The organism is Chryseobacterium lathyri (genome assembly GCF_030812195.1).
GTDB lineage: Bacteria > Bacteroidota > Bacteroidia > Flavobacteriales > Weeksellaceae > Chryseobacterium > Chryseobacterium lathyri_A.
In genome coordinates this window covers 31,606-47,279 of record NZ_JAUSSF010000002.1, presented here as the reverse complement: position 1 = coordinate 47,279, position 15,674 = coordinate 31,606, and the positions used below count along the sequence as shown (strand labels likewise).

General features: G+C 37.0%; 21 protein-coding genes. 17 read left to right on the top strand and 4 right to left on the bottom strand.

Annotated elements, in window-relative coordinates; translation table 11 throughout:
- Positions 1–13: 13 nt before the first annotated feature.
- Positions 14–745, top strand: coding sequence for a DUF4241 domain-containing protein (locus J2T03_RS10395; RefSeq protein WP_307211128.1), 732 nt, complete (start codon positions 14–16; stop codon positions 743–745).
- Positions 738–1,424: an SMUG2 DNA glycosylase family protein gene (locus J2T03_RS10390; RefSeq protein WP_307211127.1), complete on the top strand. Its 687-nt coding sequence runs from the start codon at positions 738–740 to the stop codon at positions 1,422–1,424. The genes J2T03_RS10395 and J2T03_RS10390 overlap by 8 nt, the downstream gene beginning before the upstream one ends.
- A 73-nt stretch (positions 1,425–1,497) precedes the next feature.
- Here the strand turns inward: J2T03_RS10390 and J2T03_RS10385 are convergent, their stop codons facing one another.
- Positions 1,498–2,322 carry a T9SS type A sorting domain-containing protein gene (locus tag J2T03_RS10385; protein ID WP_307211126.1) on the bottom strand — a complete coding sequence of 275 codons (825 nt, stop codon included), beginning with the start codon at positions 2,320–2,322 and terminating at the stop codon, positions 1,498–1,500.
- A gap of 27 nt (positions 2,323–2,349) precedes the next feature.
- Positions 2,350–2,898 carry a phage tail protein gene (locus J2T03_RS10380; protein WP_306840315.1) on the bottom strand — a complete coding sequence of 183 codons (549 nt, stop codon included), beginning with the start codon at positions 2,896–2,898 and terminating at the stop codon, positions 2,350–2,352.
- A gap of 307 nt (positions 2,899–3,205) precedes the next feature.
- Between J2T03_RS10380 and J2T03_RS10375 the strand changes: the two genes are divergently transcribed.
- The 10 genes from J2T03_RS10375 to J2T03_RS10330 all read left to right on the top strand — a co-directional run bounded on the left by J2T03_RS10375 (position 3,206) and on the right by J2T03_RS10330 (position 9,892).
- Positions 3,206–3,970, top strand: coding sequence for an enoyl-CoA hydratase/isomerase family protein (locus J2T03_RS10375; protein ID WP_307211124.1), 765 nt, complete (start codon positions 3,206–3,208; stop codon positions 3,968–3,970).
- Positions 3,971–4,268: 298 nt separating this feature from the next.
- Entirely contained in the window at positions 4,269–4,886 is a 618-nt protein-coding gene (locus J2T03_RS10370; protein WP_306840313.1) for a hypothetical protein, read from the top strand.
- Between the two features lie 60 nt (positions 4,887–4,946).
- Complete coding sequence (locus tag J2T03_RS10365; RefSeq protein WP_116011929.1) at positions 4,947–5,237, top strand: winged helix-turn-helix domain-containing protein; 291 nt, start codon at positions 4,947–4,949, stop codon at positions 5,235–5,237.
- 64 nt (positions 5,238–5,301) lie between these two features.
- Positions 5,302–5,592: a hypothetical protein gene (locus J2T03_RS10360; RefSeq protein ID WP_307211123.1), complete on the top strand. Its 291-nt coding sequence runs from the start codon at positions 5,302–5,304 to the stop codon at positions 5,590–5,592.
- Positions 5,593–5,613: 21 nt separating this feature from the next.
- Positions 5,614–6,453, top strand: a complete 840-nt coding sequence (locus J2T03_RS10355) for a metallophosphoesterase (RefSeq protein WP_307211121.1) — start codon at positions 5,614–5,616, stop codon at positions 6,451–6,453.
- Between the two features lie 110 nt (positions 6,454–6,563).
- Entirely contained in the window at positions 6,564–6,758 is a 195-nt protein-coding gene (locus J2T03_RS10350) for a hypothetical protein (RefSeq protein ID WP_307211120.1), read from the top strand.
- Positions 6,759–6,770: 12 nt separating this feature from the next.
- Entirely contained in the window at positions 6,771–7,256 is a 486-nt protein-coding gene (locus J2T03_RS10345) for a Coq4 family protein (protein ID WP_306840309.1), read from the top strand.
- A 143-nt stretch (positions 7,257–7,399) separates the two neighbouring features.
- On the top strand, positions 7,400–8,773 hold the full coding sequence (locus J2T03_RS10340; protein ID WP_307211118.1) for a DUF4153 domain-containing protein: 1,374 nt from the start codon (positions 7,400–7,402) through the stop codon (positions 8,771–8,773).
- 5 nt (positions 8,774–8,778) lie between these two features.
- Entirely contained in the window at positions 8,779–9,318 is a 540-nt protein-coding gene (locus tag J2T03_RS10335; RefSeq protein ID WP_306840307.1) for a hypothetical protein, read from the top strand.
- A 61-nt stretch (positions 9,319–9,379) separates the two neighbouring features.
- On the top strand, positions 9,380–9,892 hold the full coding sequence (locus J2T03_RS10330; RefSeq protein ID WP_306840306.1) for a hypothetical protein: 513 nt from the start codon (positions 9,380–9,382) through the stop codon (positions 9,890–9,892).
- Between the two features lie 347 nt (positions 9,893–10,239).
- Here the strand turns inward: J2T03_RS10330 and dtd are convergent, their stop codons facing one another.
- Together dtd and J2T03_RS10320 are read right to left on the bottom strand one after the other, a co-directional pair.
- Positions 10,240–10,689, bottom strand: coding sequence for a D-aminoacyl-tRNA deacylase (gene dtd / locus J2T03_RS10325; protein WP_307211116.1), 450 nt, complete (start codon positions 10,687–10,689; stop codon positions 10,240–10,242).
- A gap of 2 nt (positions 10,690–10,691) precedes the next feature.
- Complete coding sequence (locus J2T03_RS10320; protein WP_306840304.1) at positions 10,692–11,147, bottom strand: hypothetical protein; 456 nt, start codon at positions 11,145–11,147, stop codon at positions 10,692–10,694.
- A 109-nt stretch (positions 11,148–11,256) separates the two neighbouring features.
- Between J2T03_RS10320 and greA the strand changes: the two genes are divergently transcribed.
- The 5 genes from greA to J2T03_RS10295 all read left to right on the top strand — a co-directional run bounded on the left by greA (position 11,257) and on the right by J2T03_RS10295 (position 15,654).
- A complete protein-coding gene (gene greA, locus J2T03_RS10315) occupies positions 11,257–11,727 on the top strand; it encodes a transcription elongation factor GreA (protein WP_116011920.1) in 471 nt (156 codons plus the stop codon).
- A 55-nt stretch (positions 11,728–11,782) separates the two neighbouring features.
- Positions 11,783–12,172 (top strand): HIT family protein, encoded by a 390-nt coding sequence (locus J2T03_RS10310; protein WP_307211114.1) that lies wholly within the window; start codon positions 11,783–11,785, stop codon positions 12,170–12,172.
- A gap of 60 nt (positions 12,173–12,232) precedes the next feature.
- Positions 12,233–13,420: an ATP-dependent Clp protease ATP-binding subunit ClpX gene (gene clpX, locus J2T03_RS10305; protein ID WP_306840302.1), complete on the top strand. Its 1,188-nt coding sequence runs from the start codon at positions 12,233–12,235 to the stop codon at positions 13,418–13,420.
- Between the two features lie 75 nt (positions 13,421–13,495).
- On the top strand, positions 13,496–15,427 hold the full coding sequence (locus J2T03_RS10300; protein ID WP_306840301.1) for a T9SS type A sorting domain-containing protein: 1,932 nt from the start codon (positions 13,496–13,498) through the stop codon (positions 15,425–15,427).
- Between the two features lie 5 nt (positions 15,428–15,432).
- Positions 15,433–15,654: a signal peptidase gene (locus J2T03_RS10295; protein WP_306840300.1), complete on the top strand. Its 222-nt coding sequence runs from the start codon at positions 15,433–15,435 to the stop codon at positions 15,652–15,654.
- The last annotated feature ends 20 nt before the right edge of the window (positions 15,655–15,674 follow it).

The following is a 15,674-nucleotide window of genomic DNA, read 5'->3' as shown; positions in this document are numbered from 1 at the left end:
AAAAATAAAAACAATGAACGAAAGCTGGATACAAAAATGGGAAGAGGTGAAAGATATACTTACATGCCCCGTAGATTTGGAAACCTATTTTACTTCGGATGAAATTCTGCAGCAGAAAATGGAGGTAATGGAGATTGGGAATGTTTCCCTGCCGTCCGGAAAAGTAATCGTAAGAGATCCTTTGGTCTTTTTAAATGCAGGTGAGAAACCCTATTTCGTACAGGCTCCAAAAGGAGATTTTCCAGTGAAAATTGCTGTTGTAAAGTCAGAAGAATGGGGTAACCGTTACGCTGCGGTAAAAGTGGAATTCACTAAAGAAAAACCTGTTCTGTACAGAGAAGCGCTGATCGGAATTGAAAATCTTGAAGATTTAACTGAAGGAGACTATTTCGGATTTATGGTAGATGCAGGACTGGCATGTATTACTGATGCAGAAGTGATTCCTCATTTTGATAAATTCCTTACCGCTTTGAATGTAGAAAATATTTACGACGATTATTTTGCAGAACAATTTGCACAGAGTTACAAAGAACATCCGCAAAACCAAAGAAAGCTGGGAGACTGGATCAACTGGAAAATTCCTAATACAGAATATCATATTCCAATGTTTGCAAGCGGTTTCGGGGATGGAGGTTATCCTGTCTATTTCGCGTACGATGAAAAAGGAGAAATTTGCGGATTGTATATCCAGTTTATTGACATAGAACTGGCATTATCTGATGATGAAAACGAAGAGGATGAATAAAACTTTCGCAGATAAAGTCATAGAATTCAATAAAAATCTTCAGTTCTCAGGAAACCTTCCTGAAGGTTTTGAAGCTATGAATCCGTATCTGGACAACCCGGAAACGATGACGGTCATGCAGAAGTTTTATCAAAAATACTACAATGACAGAAACCCCAGGAAATTTATGATCGGGATCAACCCCAGCCGGCATGGAGCAGGGGTGACGGGAGTTCCGTTCACTGATACCAAAAGGCTGGAAGCTGTTTGCGGAATTAAAATGAAATCAGCCCGTACCCACGAAGTTTCTTCCGTTTTTATGTACGATATGATCGCTGAATATGGTGGGGCGGAAGAATTTTATCAGAATGTTTATATCAATTCACCCTTTCCGCTGGCTATTGTAAGAAAAACAAAAACCGGTTGGCTGAATGCAAATTATTATGATGATAAAAAACTGTTTCAAACAGTAAAAGATTTTATGATCGATTCTCTGAAGAAACATATCAGCCTGGGTGTAGATACTTCCGAAGTCTTTGTTCTCGGTAAAAAGAATTCAGAATTTATTGCTGCATTGAATAAAGAGGCTCTGTTATTCGGGAAAATGACTGTTCTTGAGCATCCTAGATATATCCAACAATATAAAACAAAAGAAAAGCAGATATATATTGACAAATATATTTTAGCCTTGAAAAAATAAAAGTTCCCTGATTATTCAGGGAACTTTTTCATTTATGCATTAGAATCTTTCCGAGATACAAACAACTTGAATTTTATTTTTTGATAACCTTCGAAGATCCTGATGAAGTTTTAAGAATATAAACACCATTCGGAAGTTCTGAGATATCTGCCTGATTAGTTCCTTTCTTCATCTCAAAATTTTTAAGCAGTTTACCGTCCTGACTGTAAATTTCAGCCTGTGTATTGTCTTCCGTTTTAATAGAAAGCGGTCCGCTGGTAGGATTAGGATAAATGCTCATACTTCCTTTTTGCGAAGAAACAGTTTCATTTGTTGCTAATACGATATTCGTGTCTTTTACCCAGCTGAAAGCATCGAGTCCTGCATATCTGTAGTTTCCGCCTAACGTAATTCTTAGCTCATCAATAATGATATTTGAGTAATTCTGGCCGTTTAAATTGGTAAGATCAATAAGGGTATATCCGTTTGTAGGGTTCATGGAAGTAGCAAAACCTGTAGTTTTTGTCTGGGTAAATTTGGTTACTCCACTTAGTTTTCCTGTAACGGTCAACGTTCCTTGTACCGTCAAATCCAAATTAAGAGCAGACAGATACATCCAAAATCGGTTTACCTTGAACAGATTCGATGTGGTTTTAATGCTGAAAGACGGTGGTGATGCAGGATCGTTGGAATTGTCAATATACCTGTTGTCAATAGATGTTCCATTCCATCCTGTACCCGGATAGTTAGCCTGAATATCAAAAGTTCCTACATGAGAGATAACATTAAATATGACCCCATTGTCGGTAAAGCTCGGACTTCCGTGAGATTCCGTTTCAAATTGCTCTGTACTGGTCTGTCCAAAAGAAAATAGTGAGATGAACAGGCTACAGATGGTTAAAAAAATAGATCTTTTCATGATTTAGGTTTTAAATAGGTTGATTTTTTAATCACGTGGAGGATAAATTCCCTCTACACAAATAATGTAATTAAGCCCTAAATAAGGCGGCATATTATTCACCGGAAGATTCTGACCGATGTAAGAGATAGATCTTGCATTAAGAGCAGTATCAGGATCAGCCTGTACAAAACTAGGAATTGCGGTAAAATCCCTTCCTATCTGGTTTCCTGTTATTGCAATTGATGTATTAACAGATGGTGCAGGAACTGTTGCATTTGCATTAGCTACCTTTAATTGAAATCCTGCTCCTATACTCGGCAGGTTTTGCTGAAGCAATGTATTTTGCTCTGTTCCGGCAACTATTCCCAAAGGATAAGACTTACTGGAGCCCATATTTCCAGCTCCTAAAGCCATACGCCCAATCAGGTTAGGAAGTGCGAAAGTAGTTACTCCGTCACCTCCATACGTTGTTCCCAATAAAGAAAATAATGCGGAGTTTTGAGCAATACTTAATATTCTCCCGTCACAGAACATCCAGCCTCTAGGGGCAAAATTTCCAGCAAATAGTTTTACAATTCCCATGTACTCTTCCATGATAATAGTTTTTTCAGTTGTTAAGTTTTCCTACTCTCTTTTGGCTTTTCGGATTCCGCCTGCGGTCGTTAGTTTTTAATAAGCCAAAGGAACAATATATAGGAAGGCAGTACTAGAGTAGAAAACACCAAATTTCAGAGTCCGTATTTATACGTAATAGAGATCTGCAGTTACTCATCTATAGAGAACTATGAGACAAAAGAAATAAATATTCTATGGGGACTCTTTAATCTGTAATTTATGTCCCATAATTTGCTCAGGAAGATCGGTATTTAGTATTTTTGTACTAATCCAATTAAAATAAAAAATGAACGAATTCGTAGTATCAGAAATTAAAAGCAATATTGCCGAAATTACCTTCGGAACTCCAAAAAGCAACTCGCTTCCAGGTGCCATTTTGGAAAAATTGGCTCAGACCATTCTGGATGAAGGAGCTAAAGAAGAAGTAAAAGCTATTTTAATAAAAAGTGAAGGTGAAAAAGCGTTCTGCGCAGGAGCAAGTTTCGATGAGCTTTTAGCGATTGAAGAACTGGAAGCATCTTCAAAATTTTTCGGTGGGTTTGCAAAAGTTCTGAATGCGATGAGAAACTGCGGAAAAATAGTCGTGGTAAGAGTTCAGGGAAAAACAACCGGTGGAGGAGTGGGAATTGCTTGTGGGGCAGATTACTGCTTTGCTACCAAAGATGCAGCTTTAGCGCTTACAGAAATTAATCTGGGAATCGGACCTTTCGTGATTGGGCCTTATGTAGAAAGAAAAATCGGGAAATCACAATTCTCTGCAATGGCTATTGATGCAGATTTCAGATCTGCAGAATGGGCAGAACAGCACAATATTTATCATTCTGTATCCGGAAATATTCAAGAAATGGATTCCAAGTTAGAGAAGTTCATGCAGACATTGGCTTCCAGAAGCAGTGATGCATTAGCTTTGATCAAAAAAGTTTCCTGGGAAGGGACAGATCATTTCAATGAATTGATGCCGGCAAGAATCCACATGAGCGCCAGTTTAATTCTTGAAGATTCTGCTAAGAAAAACATCGAATCCATAAAAGAAAGACTGAGAGCAAAATAGATTTTTGTTTATCATAATATTAAACCGCTGATCATCTTAGCGGTTTTTTTGTGATGGTCCGTTCAAAGTTCATGAATGGAAATAACCATTTTTCTATACTTTAAATACTCTACTGCTACTTTTGTACCTATTCGATAACGGGAATAAACGTTCAGCTCTACCTCAAGTCTTATCCTGTCATTTTTAGATCTAAGCTAAGGATTGTATTAATGTGATGAGAAAATGTTTTCATTAAAATGTAAAAAAATAATTGGCAGATTCAAAATAAATTATAACTTTGTAATTCAAAGTTCTTTTTATGGATTCGAAAAATTATCACGAAGACTTGTCCCATATCCGTTCCATGATGGAGCGGTCTTCCAGATTTATTTCATTAAGCGGACTGTCCGGTGTTTTTGCCGGCTTAGCTGCGCTGATCGGTGCAGGATACGTTTATTTTATTTTCCAGCGGGAAGGAATTGATTACTTTGATGGTGACAGGAATTTTTTTGGTCCCGCATTGGTCAGAGAGCTGGTAATTGTAGGAACTGTGATTTTACTGATAGCCATACTCAGCGGATATATTTTCACTGCCAATAAAAGTAAAAAGAAAGGGCTGAAGATCTGGGACAGTACAACCAAACGTTTACTATTAACTTTTGCCGTTCCTTTAGTAACTGGCGGCGTATTTTGCCTAGCCCTTCTTTTCCATCATCTATTTGTATGGATAGCCCCGGCGACATTAATATTTTATGGAATTGCCCTGGTCAGTGCAGAACGATATACCTTAACGGATATTAAATATTTAGGCTATTGCCAGATTGTTTTGGGATTGATCTCTCTTTTCTTCTTAGGATGGGGGCTTGTATTTTGGGCCATCGGTTTTGGAATTTTACACATCGTGTATGGCTTGATCATGCATAAAAAATATAAATAAAGATTAAATTTGCAGCTTTTGTGGAAATAGCTTCTCTAAAACTGCAGTTAGCGACTTATTATGATAAAGATAAATCAACTCAATAAAGAATTCGAAAGCCGTGTGAGATTGGGTATAATGTCCGTTCTTATGGTAAACGACTGGGTTGACTTTTCTGAAATGAAAGGGCTTTTAGATATCACAGACGGCAATTTGGCGAGCCACAGCAATGCTTTGGAAAAAGCTGGATATATCGAAGTGAAAAAAGAATTCGTAGGCAAAAAGCCAAAAACGTCTTATCGTGTCACACAGAACGGGAGGCAGGCTTTCAACGAACATTTGGACGGTCTTGAAAAATTATTGGGAAGATAAAGCTATATTTTTTTGAAAATTAACTTTGAAATACAAAGTACTTTATATATTTAAAATTAAAAAAATGATGACACAGAAACAAAAAACAATCCTTATTTACGCTATACCAGCGGTTTTATTAGGCATTCCACTATTGGGGAATATATTCTCTGAGGAATTTGACTGGTCACCGGGAGATTTTATAATCGGTGCTGTTTTACTTTTTGGAACGGCTTTAATCATTGATTTGATTCAGCGGATCATCAAGAACAAAACTTACAAAATCCTGTTAAGTGGAGCCCTTCTGATAGTGCTGTTGCTTGTCTGGGCAGAATTGGCAGTAGGCATTTTCGGAACTCCTTTCGCCGGAAATTAATTGTAACTGAATCTAAAAGTAATGACTAGAAAGCATTTTCTCAAACGGCTTTTTCAGCTTTCAGCAGTGGGAGCATTTCCTTTTCTGTATTCGTGGCAGGTAGAACCTTTCTGGGTAGAATTTGTCCAAAGAAAGTTACCTGTAAAGAACCTGCCCAAATCCCTGGAAGGAAAAATCCTGATGCAGATATCAGATCTGCATGTCGGAGACCGTTTCGACTGGAATTTCCTGATCGAATCTTTTCAAAAAGCCCAAAAATTTAATCCGGATTTTGTCGTCTACACCGGAGATTTCGTAAACCATGGAACTGCAGAAGAACAGGAAGACCTAAAAAAAGTGATGAAGCAGGCGGTCTACGGAAAGCAGGCAACCTTCGGAATACTGGGAAACCATGACTACGGAAAGAATTGGGATGATATTATTTGCTCAGAAAATATCTGTCAAATTCTCCGGGATTTTGGAATCAATATGCTTAAAAACAGCAGCGAAGAAAGCCACGGACTGAATTTTATAGGATTTGAAGATCTGTGGTCTCCTAATTTCCATCCGGAGGAAGTAATGAATGATTATGATCCCTCAAAAGCCAATCTTATACTCTGTCATAACCCCGATGCCTGCGACAGAGATATATGGAACGGATATCAGGGCTGGATTCTAAGCGGACATACTCATGGAGGACAATGCAGGATTCCAGGTGTTATCACACCGGTACTTCCTGTTGAAAATAAGAAATATGTATCAGGAGAGATAGATCTTCAGGATGGAAGGATGTTGTACATCAACCGGGCCATTGGCCATTCTTTTCAGATAAGATTTATGGTGCGTCCGGAAATTACTGTTTTTACTTTAGCTCAAGCCTAAATACAATATCGATGAAAGATCATGAAATAATAAACATTGGAAAATACATTTTCGGATTATGCTTTCTGCTCGGAAATATTTGCCTTTTCGGTTACTTAATAACAAAACATGTGGACTTTGCTATAGGAGGTTATCTTCTCCTTATTTTCGGAACTGCTTTAAATCTTCTTGTCGCTCTGGGACTATTAGTTTATGGAATTATTTATACATCAAAGTCTGACACTTGTCATCAATCTATCGGTATAATGATGATCAATATCCCCATAGCCATACTCTATGCTGTAATAGGACTTAATATAATCTAATAATAAAATCTTATGAAAAAAGTACGTGTTCAATTTCTGCTTTTTGTCTATGATAAAACCCAGAAACTTTACAGAAAATATTTTAAAAAGAAAAAAAGACAATGGCAGTTCAATGAAGAACAGCTGCTGAAATTTCAGGAAGATTCTCTCGGAAGAAAACTGGGCGAATTCTATAAAAAGCATGGATTCTCTATGATTCCCAAAATGGAAAACCATGACGTACATCACCTGATCACCGGATGCGGAACCCAATTTGAAGACGAGATCGCCATGCAGTACCTTCTCCTTGGAAACGGTAAGCTCAATGCGCATCTCCTTGCAGCGGTTGTATTGGGAACATTTATTCTTCCGGAATACATGAAACTATATATGAAAGCATACAGAAAAGGGCAGAGCATGAGACCATTTTATCACTGGGATTTTGAAAGCCTGCTGTGGCAGGACTTCGACCATCTGAAGGATTATATCCAGCAGAAAGAAACACCCGTATTATATTAATGAACGGCTATGAAAAATAAATTCTCTAAGCCAGCCAGAAATATTTCCTAACCCTCGTTCATCTTAATATCCTGAAATCTTATTCTTTCTCATTGGCTTAAATTTTTAAACCATTCAATTCTTAAATATCAAATCTTTTCATCATGAAAACACATCATCATATATTTCTTACAGCCGCTTTGTTTGTCATTGTCTTTTACGATCAGGACATGGGGCTCAATCTCGGTATTCTGGGTATCGTTTACGCATTGCTGACCCTGTTCAAAACTCCGGAGAGAAACAGGACCAGAACTTTTCTGATACTTTTCGTTACAAGTATTCTGTCAAGTTTCGCTTTTGCATGGTTCAGAGACTTTCCGTCCCTGCTGGCGGTTGTAAGTTCCCTTCTGTTACTAGGCTATCGCTCAAAAAACAGGAAACTGAAAATACTTTTCCTCGTTCCTGTATTTATCATCAACAGCTTTACCTCACTTTTCCGGTTTTTCAGCTTTGACTCGTGGCTACCGAAAAAGAATATTTCCGGTGTATGGCAGAAAACCTTGGCGTTTATCCTTATTCCTCTATTGTTTATCTCTATATTTTTCGGGATATATTCTGTGGGAAGTGATCACTTTGCGGCTGTTTTCAGAGATTATGAACTGGATATAAATATATGGCAGGTACTGGCTCTTTCAGTTTTAGGCTTTTTTATTGCTTTCAATTACTGGAACTATACAGTAGAAAGATTGATATACAAAAAGAATTCCCTGCTGGATGATAACTTTCCGGATAATGATAAGGTGCAGAAATCAACATATTCCTTTCTCGATCTGGATGCAGAGAGAACCAGCGGTGTTATTTCCTTCTTTTGCCTGAATATTTTACTCATATTTTTTATTATCACATATAATTATGAGCAGTTTTATGAAATTTCAAAAACCCCGGTTCAGCTTTCAGAAGAAACCCATGAAAGGGTCAATGCTGTAATTATGTCGATCATTATGGCCGTATTGGTGATCATGTTCTATTTTAAATCTGGCTTTAATTTTGACCCTAAAGCTAAGCTGATGAAGCTTCTGGCCAGGATCTGGATCATTCTGAATGCCATTCTTGTGTTTTCCGCTGCTTTGAAAAACTATGAATATATTATCAGTTATGGATTGACTTACAAAAGATTGGGCGTATTTGCTTTTCTCCTGTTGGCACTCATCGGGCTAATCCTTACTTTCATTAAAATTCAGAAGAAAAAAAGAAATGCATTCCTCTTCAATACAATGATATGGTATTTTTATGGAACAATTTTAGCATGCAGTTATGTGAACTGGGGCGGAATTATTACTTCCCAGAATATGAAACGTAAAGATTTTGCAGTAAACTATCACTTTGAACAAATCAACTTCAGTGAAAGAGGGCTGTTAAAGTATGCGGAAGAAAAAAATGACCTGCAGCTTAAAAAGAAAATACTGGAAAAAGCTAAACAAGAAAAATCCAAACCTTTCCTTTCAAAGATCATTTACTTTGAAACATTAAAAGAGTAATTATTATGAAAAAATCCTTATTGTTAATTCCATTGATTATCATTTCATGTAAAAAAGAACCTGCTGTAACAGAAACCCCGGACAGGGACTCTGCTATAGTTACAGAAATGCCGGATTCTACGGATAAAGAAGATTCTGCTGCCCTTAGAAAGAAAGATTCAATCATTAACAATGCTCCTGTCACCAAAGAAGTACTGCGAAAAGGTGTAATGAGGAGCGAAAAAGAGGGGCAGATCATAAGAACGGCAGATGCATCTCAGCTCCCTTTCACATTGGGAGAAGAATTCACAAAAGACGGTCAGGAACTGGTTTTAAAACTGACCCATTATGACAAACCCAATATTAAAGCAAAAATTTCGACCCATGAAAAAGACTTTAATATCAGATTCAACCAGATCAGACTTCCAAACGGAGATTATGACGGGCCTTTCGGAAGAGAAATCACCTATGAAACCAAAGGCAAAGGTGAAGTATGGCTGATCATAGGCAAAAGTAATATGGCTTCCGGAAACACAAAAGGAGGTTTTAATGTAAGTGTTGAGTAAGATTGACCATTTTGGTATAATTTCTGCAAACTCAATATCAATACTAAAAAAGTTTAAAATTATGAAAAATATATTTTTAATGACAGCAGCAGTTTCAGCAGTAGTAGTAAGCTGTGGAACTGTACAGTCACTGGTTCAGAACACATTCCCTTATACAGCCAATGTTTTGGTTTCTACGGGAGTGCCTGCCGATAAAGAAGTCTCATCTACGGCTACAGCCACCAATGTGCAGACATGGTTTGGAGGAAATAATAATGCGAAGATTAAAGACGTAAGAATTTCTGATGCAAAAATTTCTGTGGTTTCTCCTTCAGGCGGAAACCTAAGCGCACTTAAAACTGTGAAAGTATATGTTTCTTCCAACGGAACAGGTGAAAAGCTTGTAGCATCACGTTCCAATATAACTACAGATTCTTCCAGCCTAAATCTGGATCTTAATGATACAGGATATCTGGATGAGGTGGTAAAAAGTACTGGCCTTACGGTAAGAACAGTATATGAGCTGAAAAACCAGACAAGCTCAGATATGACGCTTAAAATAGCACTTAATTTTAATAGCGTTCCTGCACAGTAGTTTTTTTGTACAAACAGATTAAAATAAAAGGCTTCTGAAAAGATAGCCTTTTATTTTTTTAATAGTTTTGCTGTATTTATTCTTAAAGCAAGAGTTATTCTGGTAGTTTTGTTAGCACTTCCATGATCTTTTCGGTGCCTTTTTGATTGATGAAGATATGCTCATGATAATAAGCGGAGATCATGATAAAATATTTGAGATGCAATTTGTATGAACATTTCAATATCCATTAAGTCAAATTCTTTACATTTTTAATATATCACAATATTTAGCTGATAGTATAATTGAGTGAATTTCTCAACCACTCTTCTTGGTCCTTCAGTGATATTTATGATGTAATCTGCTGTTTAGTTTTTCGTGATCGAATCCATGACAATTGTTACAGGTCCATCATTGATCAGGGAAACTTTCATATCTGCTCCGAAAATTCCGCTTTCTGTCTTCAATCCGGAATTGGCTATTTCTTCTTTGAAATAATCAAAAAGAGGAATTGCTTTATCCGGCTTTGCAGCTTTAATGAAAGAAGGGCGGTTGCCTTTTTTGTAATCTGCAATCAATGTAAACTGGCTGATACACAGGATTTCTCCCGAAATGTCCTTCACGGAAAGATTAAGTTTGTCATTTTCATCACCAAAAATCCTTAGATTTAAGATCTTCTGGACAAGCCAATCTGCATCCGCTTTTTCATCATTTTCGTCAATTCCAACCAAAAGCAATAAACCTTTGCCAATTGCTCCAACGATTTTCCCATCTATCTTTACATGCGCCTCAGAAACCCTTTGTATAACGATCTTCATTCCTAGTAATAAATGTTTAAAGTTTTGGTGGAAGGATCATAGTTGTAAGGATATGTTTTAGGAGGCAGGGAAGTTGCGGCTCCCGACTCCGGCTGGCCTGTTCTCAGTATCCAGCGGGTATTGTCTTTAGGACACAGGATGCTGATATCATCTTTAACTTCAAGGGTGGTATTCGCATCCGGACAAATATGAGGGGCATTCCGATCGTATGCTTTGAAAGTATCTCCTACCCGGACCAAGATCAGCCCTCTTGTTCCGGCCTGCTGTTCGTTCACATAAATCCAGCCACCATCATAGTTAAGATTGTTATAAGCGGGCAGATTCAGATTTAAGGTTACGTTAACAGGATTGTTCGGGAAACAGCTGATGGTATCTTCTCTGCTTCCACATGAGTTTATGGTTAAATTACTGAAAATCAGTAGTATTAAAATAGATAGGATTGAAAAAGTTTTTTTCATTTCAATTTAAATTTTTATATATTTGTAAAGTTAAACGATTATAACATGTAAAACATTGTCCGGCAAATGTCGGATTATTTTTTTATACCAAACCTAAATTTTGAAAATTATGGCAAGCTATGTAACAAAGGAGGGACAAGAGAAAATGAAAGCTGAGCTGGAACAGTTAGAAACTGTAGAAAGACCAAAAATTACCCAGCAAATCGCAGAAGCAAGAGATAAAGGGGATTTATCTGAAAATGCTGAATACGATGCAGCTAAAGAGGCTCAAGGAATGCTTGAAATGAGAATTTCCAAGCTGAAAGATATTATTGCAACTTCCAAGATCATAGATGAAAGTCAATTAGATACTTCAAAGGTTTCAATCCTTACTACAGTAAAGCTGAAAAACAATGCAACGAATCAGGAGCAGGTGTTTACATTGGTACCGGATAATGAAAGCGACCTTAAGACAGGAAGAATTTCTGTGAATACACCTATTGCAAAAGGGTTACTTGGAAAAGTGATAGGCGAAACGGCAGATATTACATTACCGAACGGAAACAAACTGTCTTTTGAAGTATTAGACATCACTCTATAATCTGAACAATACCCAGAATAAAATTCTAATTTCTAACATTTAACTTCTAAAAAATATGAGCAGTATATTCACAAAGATCATCAACGGTGAAATTCCCTCATACAAAATTGCTGAGGATGACAATTTTATAGCCTTCCTTGATGCAATGCCTTTGGTGAAAGGACATACACTGGTAATTCCTAAAAAAGAAGTTGACCTGATCTTTGATCTGGAAAGTGAAGAGTATAAAAATCTTTGGGGATTTGCCCAGCAGGTCGCCAAAAAAATCAAAAATGCAGTTCCCTGCGTAAGAGTGGGAGTAGCTGTAGTGGGACTTGAAGTTCCCCACGCACACATTCATCTTATTCCGTTAAACAAGATGGAAGATATGAACTTCAGAAATGAAAGATTGAAATTAACAGACGAAGAATACATAGAGATCCAACACTCTATTATTAATTCTTAAAAGCATAAAAATCGTAAAAAAGAAATTTTTTACGATTTTCTTTAACATATATTATATAGTATGAATTCAAACCAATGTTCATTCTGCGGCAGAAAAAGAAATGAAGTACAGATGCTTATTTCCGGGCAGAGTGGCTTTATCTGCGAAAACTGTATCGAACAGGCGCATGTTATTGTAAAAGACAGCGTTTCTAAGACAGGATCTTCTCCTGCAGCAAATATAGACGAACTCAAGAAACCGAAAGAGATCAAAGAATTCCTTAACCAATATGTAATTGGACAGGATCAGGCCAAAAAGCAGCTTTCGATCGCGGTATACAACCATTATAAAAGACTGCTTCACGCGCAGGACGAAAACAGAGAAGTAGAACTGGAGAAATCAAATATCATCATGATAGGCGAAACCGGTACAGGAAAAACACTTCTTGCAAAAACCATTGCAAGAGAGCTTAACGTTCCTTTCTGTATTGTAGATGCTACTATTCTTACAGAAGCCGGTTATGTAGGAGAGGATGTCGAAAGTATCCTTTCAAGACTTCTGATGGTTGCTGACTACGACGTGGAAAAAGCAGAAAGAGGAATTGTATTTATTGACGAAATTGATAAAATTGCAAGAAAATCAGACAATCCAAGCATTACGAGAGATGTTTCCGGAGAAGGGGTACAGCAGGGTCTACTGAAACTTCTGGAAGGAAGTATTGTTAACGTTCCGCCTCAGGGAGGAAGAAAACATCCAGACCAGAAATATATCCAGGTCAATACTCAGAACATTCTTTTTATTGCAGGAGGAGCTTTTGACGGAATAAAGGACATCATCGAAAGAAGAATGAACAAACAGGCTATAGGGTTCAGTTCTGAAAAAATAAATAAAACAGATGAAGAGGAATATGTATTAACAAATATTAATGCAGTTGATCTTCGTTCTTTCGGATTAATTCCCGAACTTCTAGGCAGATTTCCAATCATCACTTACCTGGATAAACTGAATAAAGAGACGATGGTAAGAATCATGAAAGAGCCAAAAAACTCTATCATTAATCAATTTGTAGAGCTCTTCAAAATGGATGGCACGAATTTAGTGTTTACAGACGGTGCTGTCGAAAGAATAGTAGAAGAGACTATCGAAAAAGGATTGGGAGCCAGAGGCTTAAGAGGAACAACTGAAAAGGTACTGGAAGACTATATGTTTTCAATAGGGGAAGAGAAAGAAATTATATTAACGGAGGATAATATTTTTGTTAATAAATAAAATATTTTTTTTTCTTTAAAAAAAAATCTTACCTTTGCGGGTGAAGATTGTATTAACACACAAATAATTTATACAATGAGAAAAAGTTTATTTGCTATAGGTCTTTTAGCAATTAGTTACTCTGTTCAGGCGCAGATACTATGTCATGTTGACACTAATGCTAATATGTATGTAAGCGAAGGTACCCTGGTTTATAGCGGTGGAGGTGTGCAGACAAGAGGTAATGGCCTTTTGGATGTACATGGAAACGTTATGGTCGTAGGTGTATCTGGAGATGCTTTTAAAACAATTAATGCTGCCGGTACAGATAAAACCGATGGCGGAAATATTATTTTAAGACTTAATACTCCCACCGCTACTGACGACGTGTCTACTTATGGACAGTTATATGTTGATGGTTTAAGCCAAACTGACATTACTGGAATCGTAAGTAAGGAATTCAGAACCAAAAAGAATGGTACTGGAAATTATTACCAACAAGTTGGTTTACCTTTCTTTGGTAAAACCATGAGTACTTTATCCACTGAATTGGGTAAAACATTTGGCACTGTAAGAAGAAGCCAAAATGAAATTTTAAAATGGAACAACACTGCAGCTATAGCTGATCACTATCCAAACTTATCCCTTACTACCAGTAACGGTTCTGCATACTACATGCTTGGATCTAACAATAACAATTTAGATGTAAGTAGTGCTATGCATACCCTTAACGGTAGACCTTATGCAACATTTGCCTCTGCTGCAACTCTTCAGAATGCAGGGAATGTTAATTTTGGCCCAGGTGGTACTGCTATCAATGGATATAATGAAAGGTACAATACTTACCTGCAGGATCAGTTTGAAACTTCAATAGCCCCTTGGACACTTACATATGGTAAAAATATTTACCAGTTTGGAAATCCTTTCTTAACTAACCTTGATTTATCAAGAATAGGATATTTAGAAAATAGTGGAACCTCAGACGGAAATAACATTTCCAATATTTGGGGAGTACGATATGATCCGGGAACTGTAGTTGTAGGCTCGCAAGGGAATGCTTATAGTACAGGAGCATTGATTCAAACTTATACTAATCCAGGTGGAGTTCCTGTTGGAGATGTTGGTATGATTATCAAACCAATGCAGACTTTTGTTCTGAAACTGAGAGATAATTCTTCCCAAACACTGGATTTTAATACTCTTAGAAGATTTAATTCAACTGTAAGAGCAGCTGCTACTGATTACAGTGTTACTGCTGCTAAAAACGGTGCAAAAAACATCGATGGTACGGTAAAACAGCTTGGAGTAATTGGTTTAGATGCTACAGGAAAAGAAGTTGCAAGAACTTATTATGTAGTTTCACCTAATTCTGTTACAGGTCACCAGACCTCTGTAGCAACTACAGTTCAGGCAACGGCAGGAAGTAACATTATTGGTACATTTGAAGAAGCTTTGACAGGTGGTTATGATACAAACTATACTGCACAATATTGGTTATACATTAATGAAGCCAATGAAAGCAACTTCCAAGGTAAGAATGTTAAACTTGTAAATTATGATACAGGGAAAGTAAAGTCTTACAAATTTGAAATAAGAGAAAACGGAGAGTTGGTTCCAGCCGGAACTCACGTGTTATCTGCAGGTATCGGCTTCTACTATAAAGCATCAAACGGTACTCTACAGCCTGCAAAACAAGACGGTATCGCACCTAATGCTGTTGCATCTTATGATTTATATTATGGTGAGCCAAGCAATGTGGTATTAGCCGCAAAAGAAACAGCTGCACCTTCAAGAACGATGGTGGTATACAATCCAGAAATTACCAACTACATTGTGAGATTTGATCCAAACTGGAAAAAAGCAGATATTGAAGTTTATGATATGAGCGGTAAACTGGTTATCTCTAAAAAAGCAGTTAATACATCTACGGATTTTGTAATTGAACTTAATGGAGCAATTAAAAATTCTTATGTTGTAAAAATTGTTTCTGATAAAGGAGAAACTGTTAACACTAAAATCTTAAAATAAATATTATGAAAACTATTAATAAACTAGTACTAGCTCTTTTCTTTTTTGGAACCCTATTGGTCAAGGCAGAAGATGAAATACCACCCCCACCAGGAGGAGGAGGTACCGGAGGTGTAGGACCTGGGGGAGCAGCATCCCCTATCGATATGTATGTTTATCTGCTGTCTATTGTTGCAGTTACATTTATTATATATTATACAAAAAAATTGAAGAGCCAAAAAGCCTAAAATTTTATTAAAATACCATT

What these genes read in the sequence shown, in the direction of transcription:
- J2T03_RS10340 (WP_307211118.1), top strand. Translation starts at nt 7,400, where the DNA reads ATGAAAACACATCATCATATATTTCTTACAGCCGCTTTGTTTGTCATT.
- J2T03_RS10320 (WP_306840304.1), bottom strand. Translation starts at nt 11,147, where the DNA reads ATGAAAAAAACTTTTTCAATCCTATCTATTTTAATACTACTGATTTTC.
- J2T03_RS10390 (WP_307211127.1), top strand. Translation starts at nt 738, where the DNA reads ATGAATAAAACTTTCGCAGATAAAGTCATAGAATTCAATAAAAATCTT.
- J2T03_RS10365 (WP_116011929.1), top strand. Translation starts at nt 4,947, where the DNA reads ATGATAAAGATAAATCAACTCAATAAAGAATTCGAAAGCCGTGTGAGA.
- J2T03_RS10300 (WP_306840301.1), top strand. Translation starts at nt 13,496, where the DNA reads ATGAGAAAAAGTTTATTTGCTATAGGTCTTTTAGCAATTAGTTACTCT.
- J2T03_RS10385 (WP_307211126.1), bottom strand. Translation starts at nt 2,322, where the DNA reads ATGAAAAGATCTATTTTTTTAACCATCTGTAGCCTGTTCATCTCACTA.
- J2T03_RS10335 (WP_306840307.1), top strand. Translation starts at nt 8,779, where the DNA reads ATGAAAAAATCCTTATTGTTAATTCCATTGATTATCATTTCATGTAAA.
- J2T03_RS10345 (WP_306840309.1), top strand. Translation starts at nt 6,771, where the DNA reads ATGAAAAAAGTACGTGTTCAATTTCTGCTTTTTGTCTATGATAAAACC.
- clpX (WP_306840302.1), top strand. Translation starts at nt 12,233, where the DNA reads ATGAATTCAAACCAATGTTCATTCTGCGGCAGAAAAAGAAATGAAGTA.
- J2T03_RS10295 (WP_306840300.1), top strand. Translation starts at nt 15,433, where the DNA reads ATGAAAACTATTAATAAACTAGTACTAGCTCTTTTCTTTTTTGGAACC.
- greA (WP_116011920.1), top strand. Translation starts at nt 11,257, where the DNA reads ATGGCAAGCTATGTAACAAAGGAGGGACAAGAGAAAATGAAAGCTGAG.
- J2T03_RS10355 (WP_307211121.1), top strand. Translation starts at nt 5,614, where the DNA reads ATGACTAGAAAGCATTTTCTCAAACGGCTTTTTCAGCTTTCAGCAGTG.
- J2T03_RS10310 (WP_307211114.1), top strand. Translation starts at nt 11,783, where the DNA reads ATGAGCAGTATATTCACAAAGATCATCAACGGTGAAATTCCCTCATAC.
- J2T03_RS10370 (WP_306840313.1), top strand. Translation starts at nt 4,269, where the DNA reads ATGGATTCGAAAAATTATCACGAAGACTTGTCCCATATCCGTTCCATG.
- J2T03_RS10395 (WP_307211128.1), top strand. Translation starts at nt 14, where the DNA reads ATGAACGAAAGCTGGATACAAAAATGGGAAGAGGTGAAAGATATACTT.
- J2T03_RS10360 (WP_307211123.1), top strand. Translation starts at nt 5,302, where the DNA reads ATGATGACACAGAAACAAAAAACAATCCTTATTTACGCTATACCAGCG.
- J2T03_RS10330 (WP_306840306.1), top strand. Translation starts at nt 9,380, where the DNA reads ATGAAAAATATATTTTTAATGACAGCAGCAGTTTCAGCAGTAGTAGTA.
- dtd (WP_307211116.1), bottom strand. Translation starts at nt 10,689, where the DNA reads ATGAAGATCGTTATACAAAGGGTTTCTGAGGCGCATGTAAAGATAGAT.
- J2T03_RS10375 (WP_307211124.1), top strand. Translation starts at nt 3,206, where the DNA reads ATGAACGAATTCGTAGTATCAGAAATTAAAAGCAATATTGCCGAAATT.
- J2T03_RS10380 (WP_306840315.1), bottom strand. Translation starts at nt 2,898, where the DNA reads ATGGAAGAGTACATGGGAATTGTAAAACTATTTGCTGGAAATTTTGCC.